The sequence below is a fragment of the Streptomyces uncialis genome (assembly GCF_036250755.1).
Taxonomy (GTDB): Bacteria; Actinomycetota; Actinomycetes; order Streptomycetales; family Streptomycetaceae; genus Streptomyces; species Streptomyces uncialis.
This window is the reverse complement of record NZ_CP109583.1, coordinates 3,473,082-3,490,967: the sequence shown is the minus strand read 5'-3', so window position 1 is coordinate 3,490,967 and position 17,886 is coordinate 3,473,082. Positions and strand designations below refer to the sequence as shown.

Annotated in this window: 16 protein-coding genes; 8 read left to right on the top strand and 8 right to left on the bottom strand. The window is 72.1% G+C overall.

Annotated features, from left to right (window positions below):
- Positions 1 to 175 precede the first annotated feature (175 nt).
- Positions 176 to 823: an alpha-ketoglutarate-dependent dioxygenase AlkB gene (locus OG711_RS14215; RefSeq protein ID WP_329559393.1), complete on the top strand. Its 648-nt coding sequence runs from the start codon at positions 176 to 178 to the stop codon at positions 821 to 823.
- Positions 824 to 846: 23 nt separating this feature from the next.
- Here OG711_RS14215 and OG711_RS14210 read toward each other — a convergent pair whose 3' ends face one another.
- Together OG711_RS14210 and OG711_RS14205 are read right to left on the bottom strand one after the other, a co-directional pair.
- A complete protein-coding gene (locus tag OG711_RS14210) occupies positions 847 to 1,092 on the bottom strand; it encodes a hypothetical protein (RefSeq protein WP_073784465.1) in 246 nt (81 codons plus the stop codon).
- 141 nt (positions 1,093 to 1,233) lie between these two features.
- On the bottom strand, positions 1,234 to 1,941 hold the full coding sequence (locus OG711_RS14205; protein WP_266508310.1) for an HNH endonuclease family protein: 708 nt from the start codon (positions 1,939 to 1,941) through the stop codon (positions 1,234 to 1,236).
- A gap of 344 nt (positions 1,942 to 2,285) precedes the next feature.
- On the opposite strand from OG711_RS14205, the gene OG711_RS14200 reads away from it, so the two are divergent.
- The gene (locus OG711_RS14200) at positions 2,286 to 3,485 is read left to right on the top strand and encodes an esterase/lipase family protein (RefSeq protein WP_329559392.1); all 1,200 of its coding nucleotides are present in this window, start codon (positions 2,286 to 2,288) and stop codon (positions 3,483 to 3,485) included.
- Between the two features lie 62 nt (positions 3,486 to 3,547).
- On the opposite strand, the gene OG711_RS14195 is transcribed toward OG711_RS14200, so the two are convergent.
- The 4 genes from OG711_RS14195 to OG711_RS14180 form a co-directional block, all read right to left on the bottom strand.
- The gene (locus tag OG711_RS14195; RefSeq protein ID WP_073784471.1) at positions 3,548 to 4,204 is read right to left on the bottom strand and encodes a maleylpyruvate isomerase N-terminal domain-containing protein; all 657 of its coding nucleotides are present in this window, start codon (positions 4,202 to 4,204) and stop codon (positions 3,548 to 3,550) included.
- Positions 4,205 to 4,339: 135 nt separating this feature from the next.
- Complete coding sequence (locus tag OG711_RS14190; protein ID WP_073784473.1) at positions 4,340 to 4,741, bottom strand: hypothetical protein; 402 nt, start codon at positions 4,739 to 4,741, stop codon at positions 4,340 to 4,342.
- A gap of 56 nt (positions 4,742 to 4,797) precedes the next feature.
- Positions 4,798 to 6,426: an N-acyl-D-amino-acid deacylase family protein gene (locus OG711_RS14185; protein WP_073784475.1), complete on the bottom strand. Its 1,629-nt coding sequence runs from the start codon at positions 6,424 to 6,426 to the stop codon at positions 4,798 to 4,800.
- A gap of 49 nt (positions 6,427 to 6,475) precedes the next feature.
- Entirely contained in the window at positions 6,476 to 7,774 is a 1,299-nt protein-coding gene (locus tag OG711_RS14180) for an alanine racemase (RefSeq protein ID WP_266510415.1), read from the bottom strand.
- 311 nt (positions 7,775 to 8,085) lie between these two features.
- Here OG711_RS14180 and OG711_RS14175 point away from each other — a divergent pair, with 311 nt between their 5' ends.
- From OG711_RS14175 to OG711_RS14155, 5 genes are all read left to right on the top strand, one after another.
- Positions 8,086 to 9,108 carry a sugar kinase gene (locus tag OG711_RS14175; protein WP_405674864.1) on the top strand — a complete coding sequence of 341 codons (1,023 nt, stop codon included), beginning with the start codon at positions 8,086 to 8,088 and terminating at the stop codon, positions 9,106 to 9,108.
- Entirely contained in the window at positions 9,105 to 9,911 is an 807-nt protein-coding gene (locus tag OG711_RS14170; protein ID WP_329559390.1) for an IclR family transcriptional regulator, read from the top strand. Before OG711_RS14175 ends, OG711_RS14170 begins: the two co-directional genes overlap by 4 nt.
- Positions 9,908 to 10,324, top strand: a complete 417-nt coding sequence (locus OG711_RS14165) for a RidA family protein (RefSeq protein ID WP_073784480.1) — start codon at positions 9,908 to 9,910, stop codon at positions 10,322 to 10,324. The genes OG711_RS14170 and OG711_RS14165 overlap by 4 nt, the downstream gene beginning before the upstream one ends.
- Positions 10,325 to 10,615: 291 nt before the next feature.
- Positions 10,616 to 12,121, top strand: coding sequence for a GntP family permease (locus OG711_RS14160; protein ID WP_073784482.1), 1,506 nt, complete (start codon positions 10,616 to 10,618; stop codon positions 12,119 to 12,121).
- Between the two features lie 113 nt (positions 12,122 to 12,234).
- Positions 12,235 to 12,996, top strand: a complete 762-nt coding sequence (locus tag OG711_RS14155) for a hypothetical protein (RefSeq protein ID WP_329559389.1) — start codon at positions 12,235 to 12,237, stop codon at positions 12,994 to 12,996.
- Between the two features lie 91 nt (positions 12,997 to 13,087).
- On the opposite strand, the gene OG711_RS14150 is transcribed toward OG711_RS14155, so the two are convergent.
- Positions 13,088 to 14,428: a M14 family metallopeptidase gene (locus OG711_RS14150; protein ID WP_329559388.1), complete on the bottom strand. Its 1,341-nt coding sequence runs from the start codon at positions 14,426 to 14,428 to the stop codon at positions 13,088 to 13,090.
- 202 nt (positions 14,429 to 14,630) lie between these two features.
- On the opposite strand from OG711_RS14150, the gene OG711_RS14145 reads away from it, so the two are divergent.
- On the top strand, positions 14,631 to 15,953 hold the full coding sequence (locus tag OG711_RS14145; protein WP_329559387.1) for an Nramp family divalent metal transporter: 1,323 nt from the start codon (positions 14,631 to 14,633) through the stop codon (positions 15,951 to 15,953).
- 193 nt (positions 15,954 to 16,146) lie between these two features.
- Here OG711_RS14145 and OG711_RS14140 read toward each other — a convergent pair whose 3' ends face one another.
- Positions 16,147 to 17,805 (bottom strand): chitinase, encoded by a 1,659-nt coding sequence (locus tag OG711_RS14140; protein ID WP_266510413.1) that lies wholly within the window; start codon positions 17,803 to 17,805, stop codon positions 16,147 to 16,149.
- Positions 17,806 to 17,886: the final 81 nt, after the last annotated feature.

Here is a 17,886-nt window from a genome sequence, read left to right as displayed (position 1 = left end):
GGCACAGGGACGAAGTGGGCCCAGCCGGACGGACCTGGGGAGCGCGAGCGAAGGCGACCCGCGGGGAACTGCGCACCCCCGTCCGACCCGCACAGGGACAAAGTGGGCCCAGCCGGACAGACCTCGGACGGAGGGAATCGATCGGGTGTTCGAGTGGGTGGGGTAGGGTGGGGATATGTCCCAGTCACTGCAAGGTTCCCTCTTCGGCCAGGTCGGGGAAGACCCCCGCGGGGACGGCGCGACGCTCGGGGACCTGGGCGGGGCCCGCCGGGTGGTGCTCGGCGCCGGTGCCTGGGTGGACGTGCTCCCCGGGTGGCTGCACGGCGCCGACGAGCTGTTCGAGCGGCTCGCGTCCGACGTCCCCTGGCGCGCCGAGCGCAGGGAGATGTACGAGCGGACGGTGGACGTGCCCCGGCTGCTGTGCCACTACGTGGAGGGCCGGGAGCTGCCCCACCCCGCGCTGGACGAAGCGCGCACCGCGCTGAACGCCCACTACGCCCCGGAGCTGGGCGAACCCTTCGTCACGGCGGGCCTGTGCTACTACCGCGACGGCCGCGACAGCGTCGCCTGGCACGGCGACCGCATCGGCCGCGGGGCCCGCGAGGACACGATGGTCGCCATCGTGTCCGTCGGCGCGCCCCGCGATCTGCTGCTGCGCCCCCGTGGCGGCGGCGGCCCCACCACGCGGTACGCCCTCGGCCACGGCGACCTGATCGTGATGGGCGGCTCCTGCCAGCGGACCTGGGAGCACGCCGTACCGAAGAGCGCGAGAGCGACCGGGCCCCGGATCAGCGTGCAGTTCCGTCCGCGCGGGGTGCGCTGAGGCCCGACTGAGGGGGGCTGGGGTCAGCCGACCGTCGAGGTCTCGCTGCCGAAGATCGCCGCGTGCTCCAGTACGTCCTCCGCCGGGTCGTCGATCTCGCCGATCGAGACCAGGGTGACGTGGTGGCCGTTGTGCGAGTCGATATGCGTCTCGTCGTCGGCCGTCGCCGTACCCGTGGGGAGGGTCGAGGCGAGGGCCACCGCGCCCAGAGCGGTCAGTGTCAGCCGCGCCCGGGTCCGGGACTTCGTGGTCTTCCTGGTGTCGCTCATCGACTCGCCTGCTTCGTCGTCGGGATGCCGTTCGTCATCTCGTCTATCCGGCGGGCGGGCCAGGGGTCACGCGGTGATCCGTCCGGCGCGGCATATGCCCGGATGGTCGACCCCGCGTGGGCGACCTCTCGTACGTATGCGCTAGGCGGGGGCGGGGGTGTAGATCACCACGGTCTGTTCGCAGGCGTTGTCGGCGAAGAGCTTCAGCGACTCCAGTTCGTCCTTGTCGACGCTCAGGTTCCAGCGGTGCTTGGTGGACACCCATTCGCCGATGTACCGGCAGTACTTGTCGCCCGCGAGCGGCAGCCAGTCGGCCACGTCCCGCGCGGCCTTCTCGCGGACCGTCCGGGCGGTCACCACGGTCAGCGTCGTGGGGACGCCCTGGTCGTTCGCGTACGCCTCACGGCGCGCCGATGTCCACGAGGACGCGCCCGATCCCCAGGCCTCCGCGAGCGGGACGACATGGTCCACGACGAGTCCGTCCGTGCCGTTCACGGTCTGGTTGTCGTAGTACGAGACCCACTTGCCGCCCTTGATCGCGCAGCGGGCGCCCACGGTCGGCGCCTCCACGGCCTCGGCGATCAGGACCTCCTTACGGGTGTCGCAGCCGTCCGTCCGGTCCGTACCGGCGTTCCAGTGGCGGAACTTGTCGGGGGTGTACCCGGCCCGCCGCTCGTCCTCGGTGAGCAGCGTCGAGAGGGCGTCCTCCAGTTGGGCGATCACGGTGCCGCGGGCGGCGGTGGGTGCGGGGGCCGCCGTGGCCGGGAGGGCGGGGGTGAGGGCCAGGGCCAGTCCGAGGGACAGCGCGGGGGCCAGCGTGGTGCGGGCCGGGCGCGGAAGCTTGGTCATGAACCCTGGGATAGCGGATGAAGTCGCCTCCGAACCGGCCGAACGGTGATCAACTCACCCGTAAGGGTGGAGATTTGCGGTGCGGGGCCCGGCGTGGGGCGTCCGGGGAGGCGGGCCCGTGGCATCGTGCGCCCCCGCGCATGACCGGCTCACGCGGGCGCATGGGTGGGGCATGTGGACGGACGTGCGCCGGTTGTGGTTTTTGCTGGCTCTTGCCGGTTTTCGGCCAAACTCACTCGGTGTCGTTGATCCACACCCGTACGTGTTCGAGGACCGCTACGTTCGGTCCGGGCTGCCACCCGTGACACCACGTCAGTGCACCGGCGACACATCGGAGGACCCGTATGACCAGCGAGGACATCCCCCAGCAGGACTGGAGCCTGTTCGGCGTCGAGAACCCGCCCGCGCCCCCGGCGGAGCCGGACCACATCGTGTGGGACTTCCCGGGCGGCGAGGCCCATGTCCACCTCGCGCCCGGCCCGCGCGTCCTGCGCCGCCCGGTGATCGTCTCCGACGGCTTCAACGCCGGTCCCAGCAACTTCGCCGCGCTCTACGACGCCCTGGAGCGCGCCGACTTCCCGTTCGTCACCGAACTCCACAACCGCGGCTACGACCTGATCCTCCTCGGTTACGAGGACCGGGCCGCGTCGATCCTCGACAACGCCAAGGTCGCCACCGAGTGCGTCTTCCGGGCCCTCTCCGAGCGCCAGGGCGATGCCCCGCTCACCGTCGGTGGCTTCAGCATGGGCGGGCTCATCACCCGCTACGCGCTGGCCAAGATGGAAACCCAGAAGATGGATCACCAGACCGCGCTGTACTTCAGCTTCGACAGCCCGCACCGGGGCGCGTCCATCCCCATCGCCCTCCAGGCCCTCGCCCACTTCCTGAAGCCGACCGCGCCGAAGCTGAGCGCCCAGATCAACAGCCCCGCCGCCCGGCAACTCCTTTGGCGGCACATCGAGACCGTCCAGGCCGAGCCCGTCGAGGACCCGCTGCGCACCGAGTTCCTGGAAGCGCTGAAGCGGGTCGGCGACTGGCCCATGCGTCCCCGCAAGATCGGTATCGCCAACGGCCGCGGCGACGGTACGGGGATCGACGTCCCGGCGGGGGAGCCCGCGCTGGAGTGCACCAAGGGCGGATTCCGGCCCACCACCCTGCGTACCCAGAGCCCGGACAACCGGGTCGTCCTCGCCCATCTCAAGGACTACGTGCGCGAGATCGACGTCCGGCACCGGGGCCTGGCCGCCGCCGACGGAGCCCCCGGCGGCACCCTCGACTCCTACGACATCGCCGCCAAGAACCTCACCAAGCCGTTGCTCGGCATGGCGGCCGTGGCCCACCACCCGGAGATCTGTTTCGTCCCCTCCGGCAGCGCGGTCGACCTCCGGGACATCGACGACAGCACCCTGTACGAGAACCTGAAGGACGCGAACCAGCAGGAGAGCGGCCTGGACGAGATCCTCTTCTCGAACGAGAACACCCGCCACTCCCGGGTGACCGAACAGCTCGGCACCTGGCTCCTGGACCAGCTGCCCCGCCACTAGTCACCGTGACCGGCCCCGCGAGCCCCGAGTCCATCGGGGAGCGCGGGGCGTTCGCATCGGCGCTACGCGCGGACCGTCCCGTCCCAGCGCCAGGTGGCCGGCCGGGGGCGGCCGTCGAGTTCGGCGCGGCCGGTGGCCCACAGCAGGGTGGTCCAGGGGTCCGTGGCCGCCGGGGCGTCCGGGAACAGCCGGGCGAGCACCCGCGCGCACAGATCGGCGGGCGGGTTCCAGTCGAGCCCGATCCCCTGCGCCAGGTCATGTGTGTGCACCAGGGTCTCCACGACGCCCATCGCCGCGAAGCCCGCCGCGTCCGAGACGCCGAACACATGGTAGGCGCGCACCTCCGGGGCCGTCGTACGCACCATGGCGACCAGCAGCGCGCCGCTGGCCTCCAGCACCTGGAGCAGCCCGGCGGGTCCCGCCTTCCGGTCGGCCCGGACGGTGACCTCCGGACCGCCGGGCCGCCGGCTCTCCCAGACGAAGGGCACCTCGGTGTCCAGGGGCGGTTTCCTCGGCCCCAGTTGCACGGCGTAGGCGAAGAGGTCGTCACTCAGATGCTCGACGGTCTCCCAGCAGTCCCACTCCAGCGAACCCGCCTTGCCGTCCCACGCGGCCGGCGGCGCCTTACGGAGGACCGCGAGCGCGAGCCGCACGGCGAGATCGAGATCGTCCGCGCCGACGGGGGACGGGGCGGGGTGGGATGCGGCTGATCGGGACATGGCGAGACCGTATCCCGTGATGCCTGGGTCCCGCCCGCCCATTGATCACGGGCAGCGCGGCTCCGCGACGCCGACGGTCACCGCACCGGCCCTCGCGCACGGCCGTACGGGATCGGTAGGACCGGTTCGCGTGGGTCACTCCCAGACGACGGACCAGACGTAGGTGCCCTCCGGGGCCTTCGGGACGTCGCGGTAGGCGTCGACCAGGCCGAGGAACACGTCCGCCTCGAAGCCGTCCACCCACTGCGCGCACGCGGCCTCGTCCGCCGGGGTGCAGACGGCTATCGCCTGGGCGGTGAGGGTGCTGGTCTCCACCGAACCGGGGTGCAGCTGGACCCGCACCCACAGGACATCCTCGCGGCGCTCGATCTCCCGCAGCCTGGCGGTCAGTTCGGCGAGCGGCGGGCGTCCGTGGCCCCACTGCTGGGGGGCCACGCACTCCTCGTCGGTGTTGCCGTCGAAGAACTCGTCCAGGGTGAGCAGGGGCATCTGGCCGTTCACGCCCGAGCGCCGGATGACCTCGGTTGCTGTGATCATGGGACGGGATGGTGCCATGCGCGACCGGTTCGCGGGAGGGGCAAATGGCCCCGGAGTCACGGCCGGTAGGCGGCGCCCCGGACGGTGCGGCCCGCGATCACGTCGGTGCGGAGACCGTCGCGCATCACGAACCTGCCGTCGATCAGGACGTACGGGATACCGGTCGGGTACACCCGGGGGTCGTCGTACGTGGAGCCCGCGGCGACGGTGTCCGCGTCGAACAGGACGAGGTCGGCGCGGTAGCCCTCGCGGACCAGGCCCCGGTCCGCGAGCCGCAGCCGGGCGGCCGGGCGGGACGTGAGGTGGGCGACGCACTCCGCCAGCGACAGCACGCCCTCGTCGCGGACGTACTTGCCGAGGTACTCGGGGAAGGTGCCGTACGCGCGGGGGTGGGGCTTGGCGCCCTGGAGGATGCCGTCGGAGCCGCCGGTGTGGACGGGGTGGCGCATGATCGTACGGACGTTCTCCTCATGGCCGACGTGCTGGAGGATCGTCGCGCCGAGGCGGTCGTCGAGCAGGAGCCGGCGGGCGGTCGTCCAGGGGGTCTCGCCGTTCGCGCGGGCGGTCTCCAGGACGGTGCGGCCCACGTAGGGGGTGTTGGCGTCGTCGGTGACGCCGGAGATCTCGATGGTCTCCCACTCCATGGGGACACCGTGGCAGCCGTCGGAGCCGATCTCCTCCAGATGGTGGCGGATGCGTTCGGCGGTGTCGTCGTCGCGCAGCCGGGCGAGGGTCGCGTCGGGGCCGCCCTCGCTGGCCCAGCTCGGCAGGACGGCCACGAGGGTCGTGCAGCCGGGGGTGTACGGGTAGGTGTCGAGGGAGATGTCCGCGCCGTCGGCGAGCGCCCGGTCTAGGAGTTCCAGCAGGTCGGGGGCCTTGCCCTTGTTCACACCGAAGTTCATGGTGGCGTGCGCGAGGTGCAGCGGGCAGCCCGCCTCACGGGTGAGGGCGACCATCTCCTCGTACGCGGCGAGGGCGCCCGCGCCGTAGCTGCGGTGGTGCGGGCAGTAGTAGCCGCCGTGGGCGGCGACGGTCCGGCACAGCTCGGTGAGCTCGGCGTCCTTGGCGTACATGCCGGGGGTGTACGTCAGACCGGAGGACATGCCGACCGCGCCCGCGTGCATCGCCTCGGTGATCTCGGCGCGCATCAGGTCCAGTTCGGCGGCGGTGGGGTCGCGGTCGTCCCAGCCGAGGGCGAGCATCCGCAGGGTGCCCTGCGGGATCAGATAGGCGGCGTTGACCGCGATGCCCGTACCGCCGTGCGGGTCGGTGTGGGCGCGGTCGAGGCGGTCGAGGTACTCGCGGACCGTGCGCCAGTCGAAGTCGATGTCGTCGCCGCTGCCGTTCCAGCCCGCGATGGCCCGGCGGATCGTGGGCAGGGTCGTGTCGGTGACGGGGGCGTAGGAGATGCCGTCCTGGCCGATGACCTCCAGGGTGACGCCCTGGGCCGCCTTCGCGGTGTGCTCGGGGTCGCGCAGCAGGGCCAGATCGGTATGGGCGTGCATGTCGATGAAGCCGGGGGCGAGGGTCAGCCCGTCCGCGTCGAGGGACTCGCCGGTGGTGGCCGGGGGCGGTCCGTCGCGGTGGATCTGCGCGATCCGGCCGTCCCTGACCGTCACGTGCGCGGGGTATCCGGCGGCGCCGGAGCCGTCGACCACCTGGGCGTTTGCGATCACCAGGTCCATGGGGGTTCCTCTCGGGTCGGGGACGGGCAGGCTGTCGGGGTCGGCCGGGTCAGAAGTACGTGCGGATGTAGTCCGTGACCGTGCCGTCCGCCTCGACGAGGGGGATCAGCTGCCACTTGTCGAAGGACGTGCAGGGGTGCGAGAGGCCGAGCGAGATCCAGTCGCCCACCCGCAGATCCGCGTCCCCGGTGGTGGACACCCAGCCGTGCTGGTCCGACAGGGACGTGACGCGCACCCCGGTCGCCGGCCGCTCCACCCCGTCGCGGCGCACGGTCTGCGCCACGGGCAGATCGAGGTCGTACGCGGCGTCCCGCTTGCCCGCGTTGGTGAACGCCTGCTCGGGGGAGGGGCGGGACACCACCTGGGTCCACAGCCGGAACGCCGGGTGCAGGGCGCCCTCCTCGGGGACCCGGTTGAACGGGGTGAGGTGCTTGTAGTGGCCGTCGTCGTGGGAGACGTACGCCCCCGAGCGCAGCAGCTTGAGCGTGGGCGCGGAGAGTTCCGGGAGCTCGGCGAAGACATCGGCGACCGCGTCGAACCAGGCGCTGCCGCCCGCGCTCACCACGATCTCGGGCACTCCGGCGAAGCGGCCCGCCGTGTCGAAGGCGACGGCCAGCGCGGTCAGGCGGCGCAGCCAGGCGCGGACCCGCTCGGGGTCGGCGTCCGGGACCTCGCCCTCGTAGCCCGCGACCCCGACCAGCCGCAGGGTGTCCGTGGCGGCGACGGCGTCCGCGATCGCCGCGCACTCGGCCTCGGTGCGGGCTCCGGTGCGGGCGCCCTCGCCCGCACCGAGCTCGACGACGACGTCCAGCGGGCGGGCGCAGCCGCGCAGCGCCCCGTCCATGAGACGGACCGCGTCGACGGAGTCGGCGTAGCAGACGAAGGTGAAGTCGGGGTCGGCGGCGAGTTCGGCGGCCAGCCAGGCCAGGGCGGCGGCGTCGACCAGTTCGTTGGCGAGGAAGATCCGCCGTACCCCGAAGGCGCGGGCCACCCGTACCTGGTGCGGGACGGCGAGGGTGACGCCCCACGCGCCGCGCTCGATCTGCCGGGCGAAGAGCTGGGGGGCCATCGAGGTCTTGCCGTGCGGGGCGAACGCGAGACCGTGGCGCGCGGCGTACGACTCCATCAGCGCGAGATTGTGCTCCAGGCGCTCGGCGGAGAGGGCGAGCACGGGGGTGGTGAATCCGCCGGTGAAGAGGTTGCGCCGCTGGGCGGTGAGCTCCCCGACGGTCAGCCCGTCGGCGTCCGGGGGGAGCGCCTTGAAGCGGTGGTCGACACGTTCGCCGCGGAGGGCGGCGACGGCGGGGTGGGGTGTCGTGGTCTGCGCGGCGTCGTCGGCGGCGGCCATGAGGTCTCCCGGGGTCGGGGCGAGGGTGCCAGGGGTCTGCGGCGTCCAGTCTGCACATTGCGACATGTGCAACGCTCATTGCGTATGTCGCAGACAGGTGTCTAACATCCGAGCCGACGCCCGGTCAACGGAGCCGGACACCCCACGGCCGGCCGACGACCGGCCGACGACCAGCGAGGAGCCCCACCGTCGTGACCGCACCCGGAGCCGAGACGCCCCGAGCCACCACCGAGCCCGCCGCCCCCGGGACCGGCACCCCGGTACGGCACGACGACGGCGGGCGGCCCGAGGTCGTCACCCTCGGGGAGTCGATGGTCACCTTCCTCCCCACGGTCCCCGGACCGCTCGCGGACGTACCCGCCTTCGAACGCGGCATCGGCGGCGCCGAGTCCAATCTCGCCTGCACCCTCGCCCGCGCCGGTCACCGCGTCCGCTGGATCAGCCGGGTCGGCGAGGACGGCTTCGGCACCCACCTCGTACGCGCCATCGCCGCCTGCGGTGTCGACACCGGCGGGGTGCGCCACGACGACCGCAGGCCCACCGGGATCTACTTCCGCACCGCCGGGGAGCGCGCCGTCCGCAAGGACGAACGCGCCGCCGCCGAGGCCGCCCCGCTCGCCGAGGTCGTCTACTACCGCGCCGGATCGGCCGCCTCCGCGATGTCCCCCGCCACCATGGACGTCCCGGCCCTCCTCGCCGGGCGGATCCTCCATGTCTCCGGGATCACCGCCGCCCTCTCCGCCGGCTGCCTCGCCCTGCTGCGCGAGGTCACCGCGCCCCGCCCCGGACGCCCCCTCGTCTCCTTCGACGTCAACTACCGGGTCAGCCTGTGGCCGGACGCCACCGAGGCCGGGGACGTGCTCCGCGTCCTCGCGGACGCCAGCGACCTCGTCTTCGTCGGCGAGGACGAGGCCGCCGTCGCCTGGGGCGTCACCGGCGGACCCGAGGCCATCCGCGCCGCCCTGCCGAAACCCGCGCTCGTCGTCGTCAAACAGGGCGCCCACGGAGCCGTCGCGCTCGGCGCCGACGGCTCCCGCGACTTCGTGCCCGCCCTCACCGTCGACGTGGTCGCCCCCGTCGGCGCGGGCGACGCCTTCGCCGCCGGATTCCTCTCCGCCACCCTGCGCGCGCTGCCCGTCCGCGACCGGCTCCGCCACGGACATCTGATGGCCGCCGCCGCCCTCACCGTCCCCGGCGACCTCGCCGTCCCCCCGTCCCGCGAGCGCGCCGACCGGCTCGTGGCACTCGACGACACCGCGTGGGGCACACTGCGACTCGGCCCCGGCTGGACCGACGCCGACCCCAGGGCCCAGGAGGAGGTACCCACCAGATGAGCCAGACCGTCGACCGCGCGCTGTCGATCCTGCCGCTGCTCGCCGAAGGACCCGCCGATCTCGGCAAGGTCGCGAACCGGCTGGGCGTCCACAAGTCCACCGCGCTGCGGCTGCTGCGCACCCTCCACGAGCACGGGCTCGTCTACCGGCAGTCCGACCAGCGCTACCGGCTCGGCGCCCGGCTGTTCGCGCTCGCCCAGGAAGCCGTCGAGAACCTCGACGTACGCGAGATCGCCCACCCCCACCTCGTCGCCCTCAACGAGAAGATCGGCCACACGGTCCATCTCGCCGTCCACGAGGAGAACGAGGTCCTCTACATCGACAAGGTCGAGAGCCGCTACCCGGTACGGATGTACTCGCGCATCGGCAAACCCGTCGCGCTCACCGTCGCCGCCGTCGCCAAACTCCTGCTCTCCGACCTCCCCGAGAACGAGCGGCGCGCCATCGCCGAGAAGCTCGACTACCCCATGTACACGGCCCGTTCGACCCCGAGCGCCGCCGCCTTCCTCCGGGAACTGGCGGCCGTCCGCGAACAGGGCTGGGCCACCGACCTCGGTGGCCACGAGGAGTCCATCAACTGCGTCGGCGCGCCCGTCCGGGGCGCCGACGGACGGGTCGTCGCCGCGATGTCGGTGTCCGCGCCGAACGTCGTCGTCACCGCCGACGAACTCCTCACCCTCCTTCCCCTGGTGCGGCGCACCGCCGACGCCATCAGCCGCGAGTACTCCGGCAACCCGGCCGCCTCCGGCCCCGCCGGTGCCCACGGCACATCCCGAACGATCCCGACCAAGGAACACCCATGACCGACACGCAGAAGACCGCACTCGTCCCCGCCACCCACACCACGCCGCCCGCGAAGTTCTCGCACGGCGTCCGCAAGGGCAACATCCTCCAGGTCGCCGGACAGGTCGGCTTCCTGCCCGCCGTCGAGGGCCGGCCCCCGACGCCCGCCGGCCCGGGTCTCAAGGAGCAGACGCTCCAGACCTTCGCCAACGTCAAGGCGATCCTGGAGGAGGGCGGCGCCTCCTGGGACGACGTGATGATGATCCGCGTCTACCTCACCGACGTCGACCACTTCGCCGAGATGAACGGCATCTACAACGCGTACTTCGAGGAGCAGGGCCTGACCCAGCCCCCCGCCGCCCGCACCACCGTCTACGTCGGCCTGCCCAAGGGCCTGCTGATCGAGATCGACGCCCTGGCCGTCCTCGGCTAGAGCCGTCCCCCTCCGGCGGGCCCCAGGGCCCGCCGGACCCGGCCACCGGGCCGCCGACGGCCCGGACCCCCGCATCGGCTCCCGCCGGTCCTCCTCGGTACCGCAGCGGCCCTGCCCGTACCGAGCCCCAGCACCGCGTACCGCACCACGACCGGTGCGGCGCCCCGCACGGCGCCGTACCGCGATCCGCCCTGCCCGCAGCGCCGGCGGAGGCGTCCGGCAGCCCCCTGTGCACGGGGCGCACGGCGTCGTACGGCCCACCGGCGCGCCACGGAACCACGAGGACCCCTCATGCACCTCCTCGCCCACCGTCCTCCCACCCTCACCCTCGCCGCCGGAGGCGACCCCGCCGCCCCCGAGACCCCCACCACCGGACTGCTGGCGCTGATACCCGGCACCGCCGGACTCCTCACCGTCGCCGCCCTCGGCATCGTGCTGCTGCTGTTCCTGATCATCAAGGTCAGGCTCCAGCCGTTCGTGGCGCTGCTCGCGGTCTCCATCGCCGTCGGCCTGTCCGCCGGGCTCTCCGTCACCCAGCTCTTCGGCACCGTCCAGAAGTCCGACGCCGTCTCCCTCATCGAGTCCGGGATGGGCGGCACCCTCGGCCATGTCGCCATCATCATCGGCCTGGGCACCATGCTCGGCGCCATCCTGGAGGTCTCCGGCGGCGCGGAGGTGCTCGCCTCCCGGCTGCTCGGCCTCTTCGGCGAGAAGCGCGCACCGCTCGCGATGGGCCTCACCGGCGTCATCTTCGGTATCCCCGTCTTCTTCGACGTCGGCATCTTCGTCCTCGCCCCGATCGTCTACGCGGCGGCCAAGCGCGGCGGCAAATCGATCCTGCTGTACTGCATGCCGCTGCTCGCCGGTCTCTCGATGACCCACGCCTTCCTGCCGCCGCACCCCGGCCCCGTCGCCGCCGCCGGACTCCTGCGCGTCGACCTCGGCTGGGTGATCCTGATGGGCGTCGTCGTCGGTGTACCGGCCGTCATCGCCGCCTGGGTCTACGCCGCGTGGATCGGCAAGCGGCTCTTCGTCCCCGTCCCGCAGGACATGGTCGAGGCCGCCGAGGAGTCACGGGCCGCGCTCGCCGCCGAACAGCGCGCGTCGGGGACCGTGCCCCGGGAGGAGCCCGTCCCGCTCGCCACGGTGCTCTTCATCATCGGCACCCCGCTGGTCCTCATCCTGCTGGCGACGTTCTCGTCGATCGCCTTCGACCCGTCCACGACCCGCTCGGTCGTCGAGTTCTTCGGACACCCCTTCGTCGCCCTCACCCTCGCGCTGCTGCTCGCGTACTGGCTGCTCGGGGTCCGGCGCGGCTGGTCCCGCAAGTCGCTGGAGACGGTCTCCACGTCGTCCCTGAAGCCGGTCGGCAACATCCTGCTGGTGGTCGGCGCGGGCGGGGTCTTCGGCGCCGTCCTCAAGGGCAGCGGGGTCGCCCAGGCGCTCTCGGACACGTTCAACGACCTCGGGCTGCCCGTGATCGTGCTCGCGTATCTGATCTCGCTGGTGCTGCGGGTGGCGCAGGGCTCGGCGACCGTGGCGATCGTGACGACCGCCGGGATCGTCTGGCCGCTGATCGAGGCCGGGGACCACTCGCAGCCGTTCGTCGCGCTCGTCATCATGGCGATCTCGGCGGGCTCGATCTTCGCCTCCCACGTCAATGACGGCGGGTTCTGGATCGTGGCCAAGTACTTCGGCATCTCCGAGCGCGACACGCTGAAGTCGTGGACCGTTCTGGAGTCGGTGCTCTCCGTGGCCGGCTTCGCCGTCGCCGCCACGCTCAGCCTCTTCGTCTAGGGCTGTCGTTCCCGCCCGGAAAGGCCGTACAAACGGTCCTTTCCGGGCGGGAACGACACGATCGGGCACCCCGCCCATGCACGTCACAGGAATCTCGGCCATACTGCGGTGCCGTGGAGCAGCCCATAGGCAAGAACCCCCCGCTCGTCGACGCCGCAGCCATCGACCCGGCGCACGTCCCCGGCCTCGCGACCCCGGTCGCGCTCACCAAACCGGGGGCGGTGGGCCGCCCTGACGGAGACGGGCGCAAGGAACCCCGGGACGAGCCGCGGGCCGTCCCCGGGGACGTGACCGACGACGACACCCCGGACGGCCGCCCGGACGCCGTCCCCAAGGACACGGCCGGTACGGACGACACGGACGACACGGACCACCCTGACGGCACCGACGACGCCGACGGCCCGGAGGAGTCCGGGACGGCCGAGGTCCCCGACGGTCCGGTGTTCGAGGTGTCGGACCGGCGCGGCTCGATCCTCGTGGACGGGACCGGTGTCTCGTTCACCCTCGACGACCAGGCCGCCGAATGGACCTGGGACGAGATCGGCGCGGTCGAGTACACGACGACCCGCTTCAGCCGCCGACTGACGGTATACGTCCACACCCCGGACCGCCGCTGGTACCCCAACGAGATCCAGGCGCCCGCGCGCGGCGTTCTCACGGAGTGGACCGAGCGGCTGGACGCGGCACTCGACGCGTGGTTCGAGGACGAGGAACCGCCGGCGGCCGGGACATCGGACGAGGCGAAGGACAGGTCCGCCGGTGCGACCGCCGTCGCCGTGGTGAAGGCGGTGGAACGGGCCGGGGGCGGAAAGGCCGCCGGTGGCAAGGCTGTCGGCAGCGAGCCCGGCGGCGATTCCGGGTCGTCCGGGAGCTGAGACGGGTACGGCCTGAGACGGGTACGGCCCCGGATCACGTACGCGGACGCGGGCGTGATCCGGGGCCGTACCCCGTCATGTCCTCACGCCGTCACGCCGTGCAGTACTGCGCCTCCTTGCCGATCGTCCGGTACACGCAGTCCGACTGCTCCAGCAGCTGGAGCACCGCGTCCCGGTTGCGGCTGGTCTCGCGTTCGATGACCTCGTCGGGCGGATAGAAGCCGCCGCCGCCCGCCGAGCCCGGGTACATCTCGAAGGTGTAGCCGAAGATCTTCTGGCTGCCCCACAGCCAGTCGTCGATCGAGCCGTCGGTGATGTACAGATCGCTCGACTGCTCGGGCGTGTAGCCGTTGCTCGTGGCCATCCGGCGGCCCAGCGCGGCGAACGCGTCCCGGTCGTCCTGGGTCATCCCCGCCGCCGTGTCGCTGTAGGTGTAGCCGTAGGGCCACAGCACCAGCTGGCTGTACGTGTGGAAGTCGATGCCCGTCCTGATCTGCTGACGGCCGCCGACGACCCGGCCCCGGACGAAGTCCGCGACGACCTTCACCTCGGGCGCCGACTCCGGTGCGGTGCCCCGGTAGGTGTCCGAGGCCGCCGAGCCGGAGGAGCCGCCGCAGCAGCCCCAGCGGTGGTTCCAGTTGCGGTTGAGGTCGGTGCCGACGGCCGACGAACCGGTGTTGGGCTGGCGGTTCTTGCGCCAGCTGCGGTACGCGCCGGAGGCGATGTCGTACTCGCCGCCGTCCGGGTTGAGGTCCGGGACCAGCCAGATCTCGCGGGAGTTGACGGCGTTGGTGATCCGGGTGTCGGAGCCGTAGCCCGCGCCCAGCTCACGCAGCAGGTAGAGGGCCATCTCGACGGTGAGGTGCTCCCGCGCGTGCTGGTGGAAGGTGAGCAGCACCTCGGGCTCGTTCTCGTCCACCGCCGCGTTGTCGCTGACCTTGATCGCGACGATGTCCCGGCCCTGGTGCGACTTCCCGATCACGCGCTTGGTCATCAGGGACGGGTACGCGTTCAGCCGCTGGTCGATCTCCGCGGTCATCTCGGCGTAGTTGTGGTAGCGGGAGTCCGCGGGCGGGAAGTCCAGGGCCCGGACCGGCCCTTCGCCGGAGCGGTCGGGGGTGGCGCCGGCCCGGGTGGGTGCGTACCCGAGGGCGCGCAGGGCCCGCAGTTCCCTCGCGCGGGCGGAGACGACGACCGTGTGGTCGCCCGCCTCGTCGATGGTGGCGCCGGTCCGGGACATGGCCGTCCGGTCGGCGGCGGTGAGATGGCCCTGGATCTCGTACTGGAGGGGCTGTTCCTGGGCGGCGGGTGCCACGGGCGGGGGTGTGCGCCCCGTGTCGGCCGTGGCGGTGAGGGGGACGGCGAGGGCTGCGGTGAGCAGGGCGGCGAGCACCGTGGTTCTGGCGCGGCGGCCGCCTGGGCCTGGTCGCATCGGACCTCCTGTGTGGGGGGTGGTCGGACACATCGTGAAGGGCTGTCATGGCACGGTCAAGAGTGCGGGTCCGGCGGACGGCGACCCCCGGCCGGTGGGCGGGGAGACACCCGGCGGGACCCGGAAGGGGCGCGTGGGGGAGGGGTGAAGGACGCCCCGGGCGGGGTTGTGCGGGGCCCGGCGCTGCGCTTCCTTATGGGGCATGGCCGAGACAACGGACACCCCCACCCACGCGACGGGCACCCCCGTCCCCCCGCCCCGCCGGTCGACCTGGCGGCACATCGGACCCGGCGTCGTCGTCGCCGCGACCGGAGTGGGCGCGGGCGACCTCGTGGCGACCCTCATCGCCGGAAGCAACTTCGGATACACCCTGCTCTGGGCGGCCGTCATCGGCTGTCTGGTGAAGATCTCCCTCGCCGAGGCGGTCGGCCGCTGGCATCTGGCCACCGGCCGCACCCTGTTCGACGGCTGGCACAGCCTGGGCCGCTGGACCACCGTGTTCTTCGCCGTGTACGTCGTGGTCTGGGGCTTCGTGTACGGCGCCGCCGCGATGGCGTCCAGCGCGCTCCCGTTGCAGGCGCTGTTCCCCGACGGCTGGTCCCTGCGGACCTGGGGGATCGTCTGCGGGCTGGTCGGACTCGTATTCGTCTGGTTCAACCGCTACGCGGTGTTCGAGAAGGTGATGACCCTGCTGGTGGGGGTCATGTTCGTGGTGACGGTCTATCTGGCCGTCCGGGTCACCCCCAACCTCGGGGACGCGGTGGCGGGACTGCTGCCCGTCCTGCCCGACGAGAGGGGCTCGGAGCTCAACGCCCTCGGACTGATCGGCGGGGTCGGCGGCACCATCACGCTGGCCGCGTACGGCTACTGGGTCAACGCCAAGGGCTGGACCGGACCGGGCTGGATGAAGGTGATGCGCCTGGACAACCGGGTGGCCTACGCGACCACGGGCGTCTTCGTCGTGTCGATGCTGCTGGTCGGCGCGGAGCTGCTGCACTCGTCGCAGATCGCGATCTCCAGCGGTGACCGGGGACTGCTGGACCTGTCCCGGGTGCTGGAGGCGGAGTACGGGACCGTTACCGCGAAACTGTTCCTGATCGGCTTCTTCGCCACGTCGTTCACCTCGCTGATCGGGGTGTGGCACGGGGTGAGCCTGATGTTCGCCGACTTCGTGGCCCGGCTGCGCGGCCCGTCGGCGGACACCACGACCGGCGCGGAGGTGGCCTCCGGCAGGCACGAGCGCTCCTGGGCCTTCCGCGCCTATCTGCTGTGGCTGACGTTCCCTCCGATGGTCCTGCTCTTCCAGGACCAGCCGTTCCGGCTCGTCATCGTGTACGGGGTGCTGGGCGCCGCGTTCATGCCGTTCCTCGCGCTCACCCTGCTCTGGCTGCTCAACTCCACACGGACCCCGCGCGAGTGGCGCAACGGCCGGCTCAGCAACACCATGCTGGAGGGGGCGGGGCTGCTGTTCGTGGTGCTCTGCGTCAAGCAGGTGTGGGACCAGCCCTGGTCGGAGTTCTTCTGACCGGAACCCCTGTGCCGGATGCGGCTGTGACGGGCACGGTCCGCCGCGTCCGGACATGCGACAGCGCCGCCGGGGGGCCGGCGGCGCTGTCAGGAGGTGTCGTCACCCCGTAGGGGGTACGCGGTGACGACCGTGGTGCTGGGTGCGGGCGGTCACCGGTGTGGGGCCCGGTGACCGCCGACGAGGAGCCCGGCTACGGCAGGGCGTGGACGTGCGGGCCGACCGCGTTCGACCAGGCGTTGCCCGCCGTGGCGTCCCAGTTGGTCGACCAGGTCATCGCGCCGCGCAGGGCCGGGTAGGCACGGGCGGGCTTGAACGAACCGCAGTTGGTGAGCTTGGTCAGGCAGTCGAGGGCCTGGTTGACCACCGAGGGCGAGACATAGCCGCCACCGGCGGCGCGGGTCGAGGCCGGCAGACCGAGGCCCACCTGGGACGGGTCGAGCCCGTTCTCGACCTGGATGCAGGTCAGCGCGGTGAGGAAGTCCACCGTGCCCTGGCTGTACACCTTGCCGTCGCAGCCGAGCATCGCACCGCTGTTGTAGTACTGGGTGTTGACGACGGTCAGGATGTCCTTGATGTTCAGCGCCGTCTTGAAGTACTCGGCGGTGGTCGACTGCATGTCGATCGTCTGCGGGGCCATCGTGATGACGAGCGAGGGCCCGACCTTCGCCGACAGGGAGCGCAGCGACTGCGTCATGTACGTGGCGTTGAGACCGTTCTCCAGGTCGATGTCGACACCGTCGAAGCCGTACGTCTGGATCAGCGTGTGCAGGGAGTTGGCGAAGTTCGCCGCCGAGGTGGCGTCGTTGACCCGGACCGTGCCGAGTTCGCCGCCGACCGAGATGATGACCTTCTTGCCCGCGGCCTGCTTCGCCCGGATGTCGGCGCGGAACTGGGCGTCGGTGTAACCGCCGAGCTCGGCCGAGTTCAGGTTGAAGGTGACGGCGCCCGGGGTCGTCGTGGCGTCCGCGAAGGCCACCGCGATGATGTCGTAGTTGTTCTGGACCTGGGCGAGCGTCTGGACGGTGGCCTGGTTGTTGAAGTTCTGCCAGTAGCCCGTCACCACGTGCTTGGGGAGGTCGCCGCCGCCCCCGCCGCCGCCGGCCAGCGTGCGGCCGCTGACGGACGCCGACCTGGGCGACTCACCGGCGGAGTTGGTCGCGGTCACCTGGAACGAGTACGCGGTGTCCGCGGTGAGCCCGTTGACCACCGCCGAGGTGCCGGTGACGGCCTGGATCTTCGTACCGTCGCGGTAGACGTTGTAGCCCGCCGCGTTGGTGACGGGGTTCCAGCGCAGGTCCAGCGAGTTCTTGGTGGGGCCGCCGACCGCGAGGCCCGCCGGGGCCACCGGGATCGTCTCCTCCTGGCCGCCCCCGCCGCCGTCCGGGCCGAAGACCGCGACATCGTCCACGTGGTAGGCGGCGGAGCCGTACCAGCCGTGGGTGTAGACGGTGACGGAGGTGGTGTTGGCGCCTGTGGTGAAGCGGGTGCTGAGCTGCTTCCAGGCCCCCGAGTCCGGGGTCCAGGTCGACACGTCGGTGGTGCCGGTGCCGGTCGCGCCGAGGTAGGCGAGTCCGCCCTGGACCCAGGCGCTGAGGGTGTAGGTGGAGTTGGGCTTGACCGCGACGGCCTGGGAACAGCGCGCGTTGTCGTGCCCGGCGGGGGCCGCCTTGAGCGCGCCGGTACCGGTGCGGACCGGGGTGGTCACCGCGGAGCCGGTGGCGGACGAGCAGGTCCAGTTGGCCAGGCCCGACTCGAAACCGGCGTTCTTGGCGTTGTTGATGTCGGCGGCCGCGGCGTCGGTCGCGAGACCGGTGACGGTCAGGGCTGATGCGGCGAGCACCGCGGACAGGGCGCCGGCCCAGGTCCTGCTGGTGCCACGGAAGGATCGTCTGACGCTGCCCGCGGGCGCGGGACGTGCGGATCGGCGGTC

What these genes read in the sequence shown, in the direction of transcription:
- OG711_RS14185 (WP_073784475.1), bottom strand. Translation starts at nt 6,426, where the DNA reads ATGGACCTGGTGATCGCAAACGCCCAGGTGGTCGACGGCTCCGGCGCC.
- OG711_RS14180 (WP_266510415.1), bottom strand. Translation starts at nt 7,774, where the DNA reads ATGGCCGCCGCCGACGACGCCGCGCAGACCACGACACCCCACCCCGCC.
- OG711_RS14150 (WP_329559388.1), bottom strand. Translation starts at nt 14,428, where the DNA reads ATGCGACCAGGCCCAGGCGGCCGCCGCGCCAGAACCACGGTGCTCGCC.
- OG711_RS14200 (WP_329559392.1), top strand. Translation starts at nt 2,286, where the DNA reads ATGACCAGCGAGGACATCCCCCAGCAGGACTGGAGCCTGTTCGGCGTC.
- OG711_RS14170 (WP_329559390.1), top strand. Translation starts at nt 9,105, where the DNA reads ATGAGCCAGACCGTCGACCGCGCGCTGTCGATCCTGCCGCTGCTCGCC.
- OG711_RS14205 (WP_266508310.1), bottom strand. Translation starts at nt 1,941, where the DNA reads ATGACCAAGCTTCCGCGCCCGGCCCGCACCACGCTGGCCCCCGCGCTG.
- OG711_RS14145 (WP_329559387.1), top strand. Translation starts at nt 14,631, where the DNA reads ATGGCCGAGACAACGGACACCCCCACCCACGCGACGGGCACCCCCGTC.
- OG711_RS14160 (WP_073784482.1), top strand. Translation starts at nt 10,616, where the DNA reads ATGCACCTCCTCGCCCACCGTCCTCCCACCCTCACCCTCGCCGCCGGA.
- OG711_RS14175 (WP_405674864.1), top strand. Translation starts at nt 8,086, where the DNA reads ATGGTCACCTTCCTCCCCACGGTCCCCGGACCGCTCGCGGACGTACCC.
- OG711_RS14165 (WP_073784480.1), top strand. Translation starts at nt 9,908, where the DNA reads ATGACCGACACGCAGAAGACCGCACTCGTCCCCGCCACCCACACCACG.
- OG711_RS14195 (WP_073784471.1), bottom strand. Translation starts at nt 4,204, where the DNA reads ATGTCCCGATCAGCCGCATCCCACCCCGCCCCGTCCCCCGTCGGCGCG.
- OG711_RS14215 (WP_329559393.1), top strand. Translation starts at nt 176, where the DNA reads ATGTCCCAGTCACTGCAAGGTTCCCTCTTCGGCCAGGTCGGGGAAGAC.
- OG711_RS14190 (WP_073784473.1), bottom strand. Translation starts at nt 4,741, where the DNA reads ATGATCACAGCAACCGAGGTCATCCGGCGCTCGGGCGTGAACGGCCAG.
- OG711_RS14210 (WP_073784465.1), bottom strand. Translation starts at nt 1,092, where the DNA reads ATGAGCGACACCAGGAAGACCACGAAGTCCCGGACCCGGGCGCGGCTG.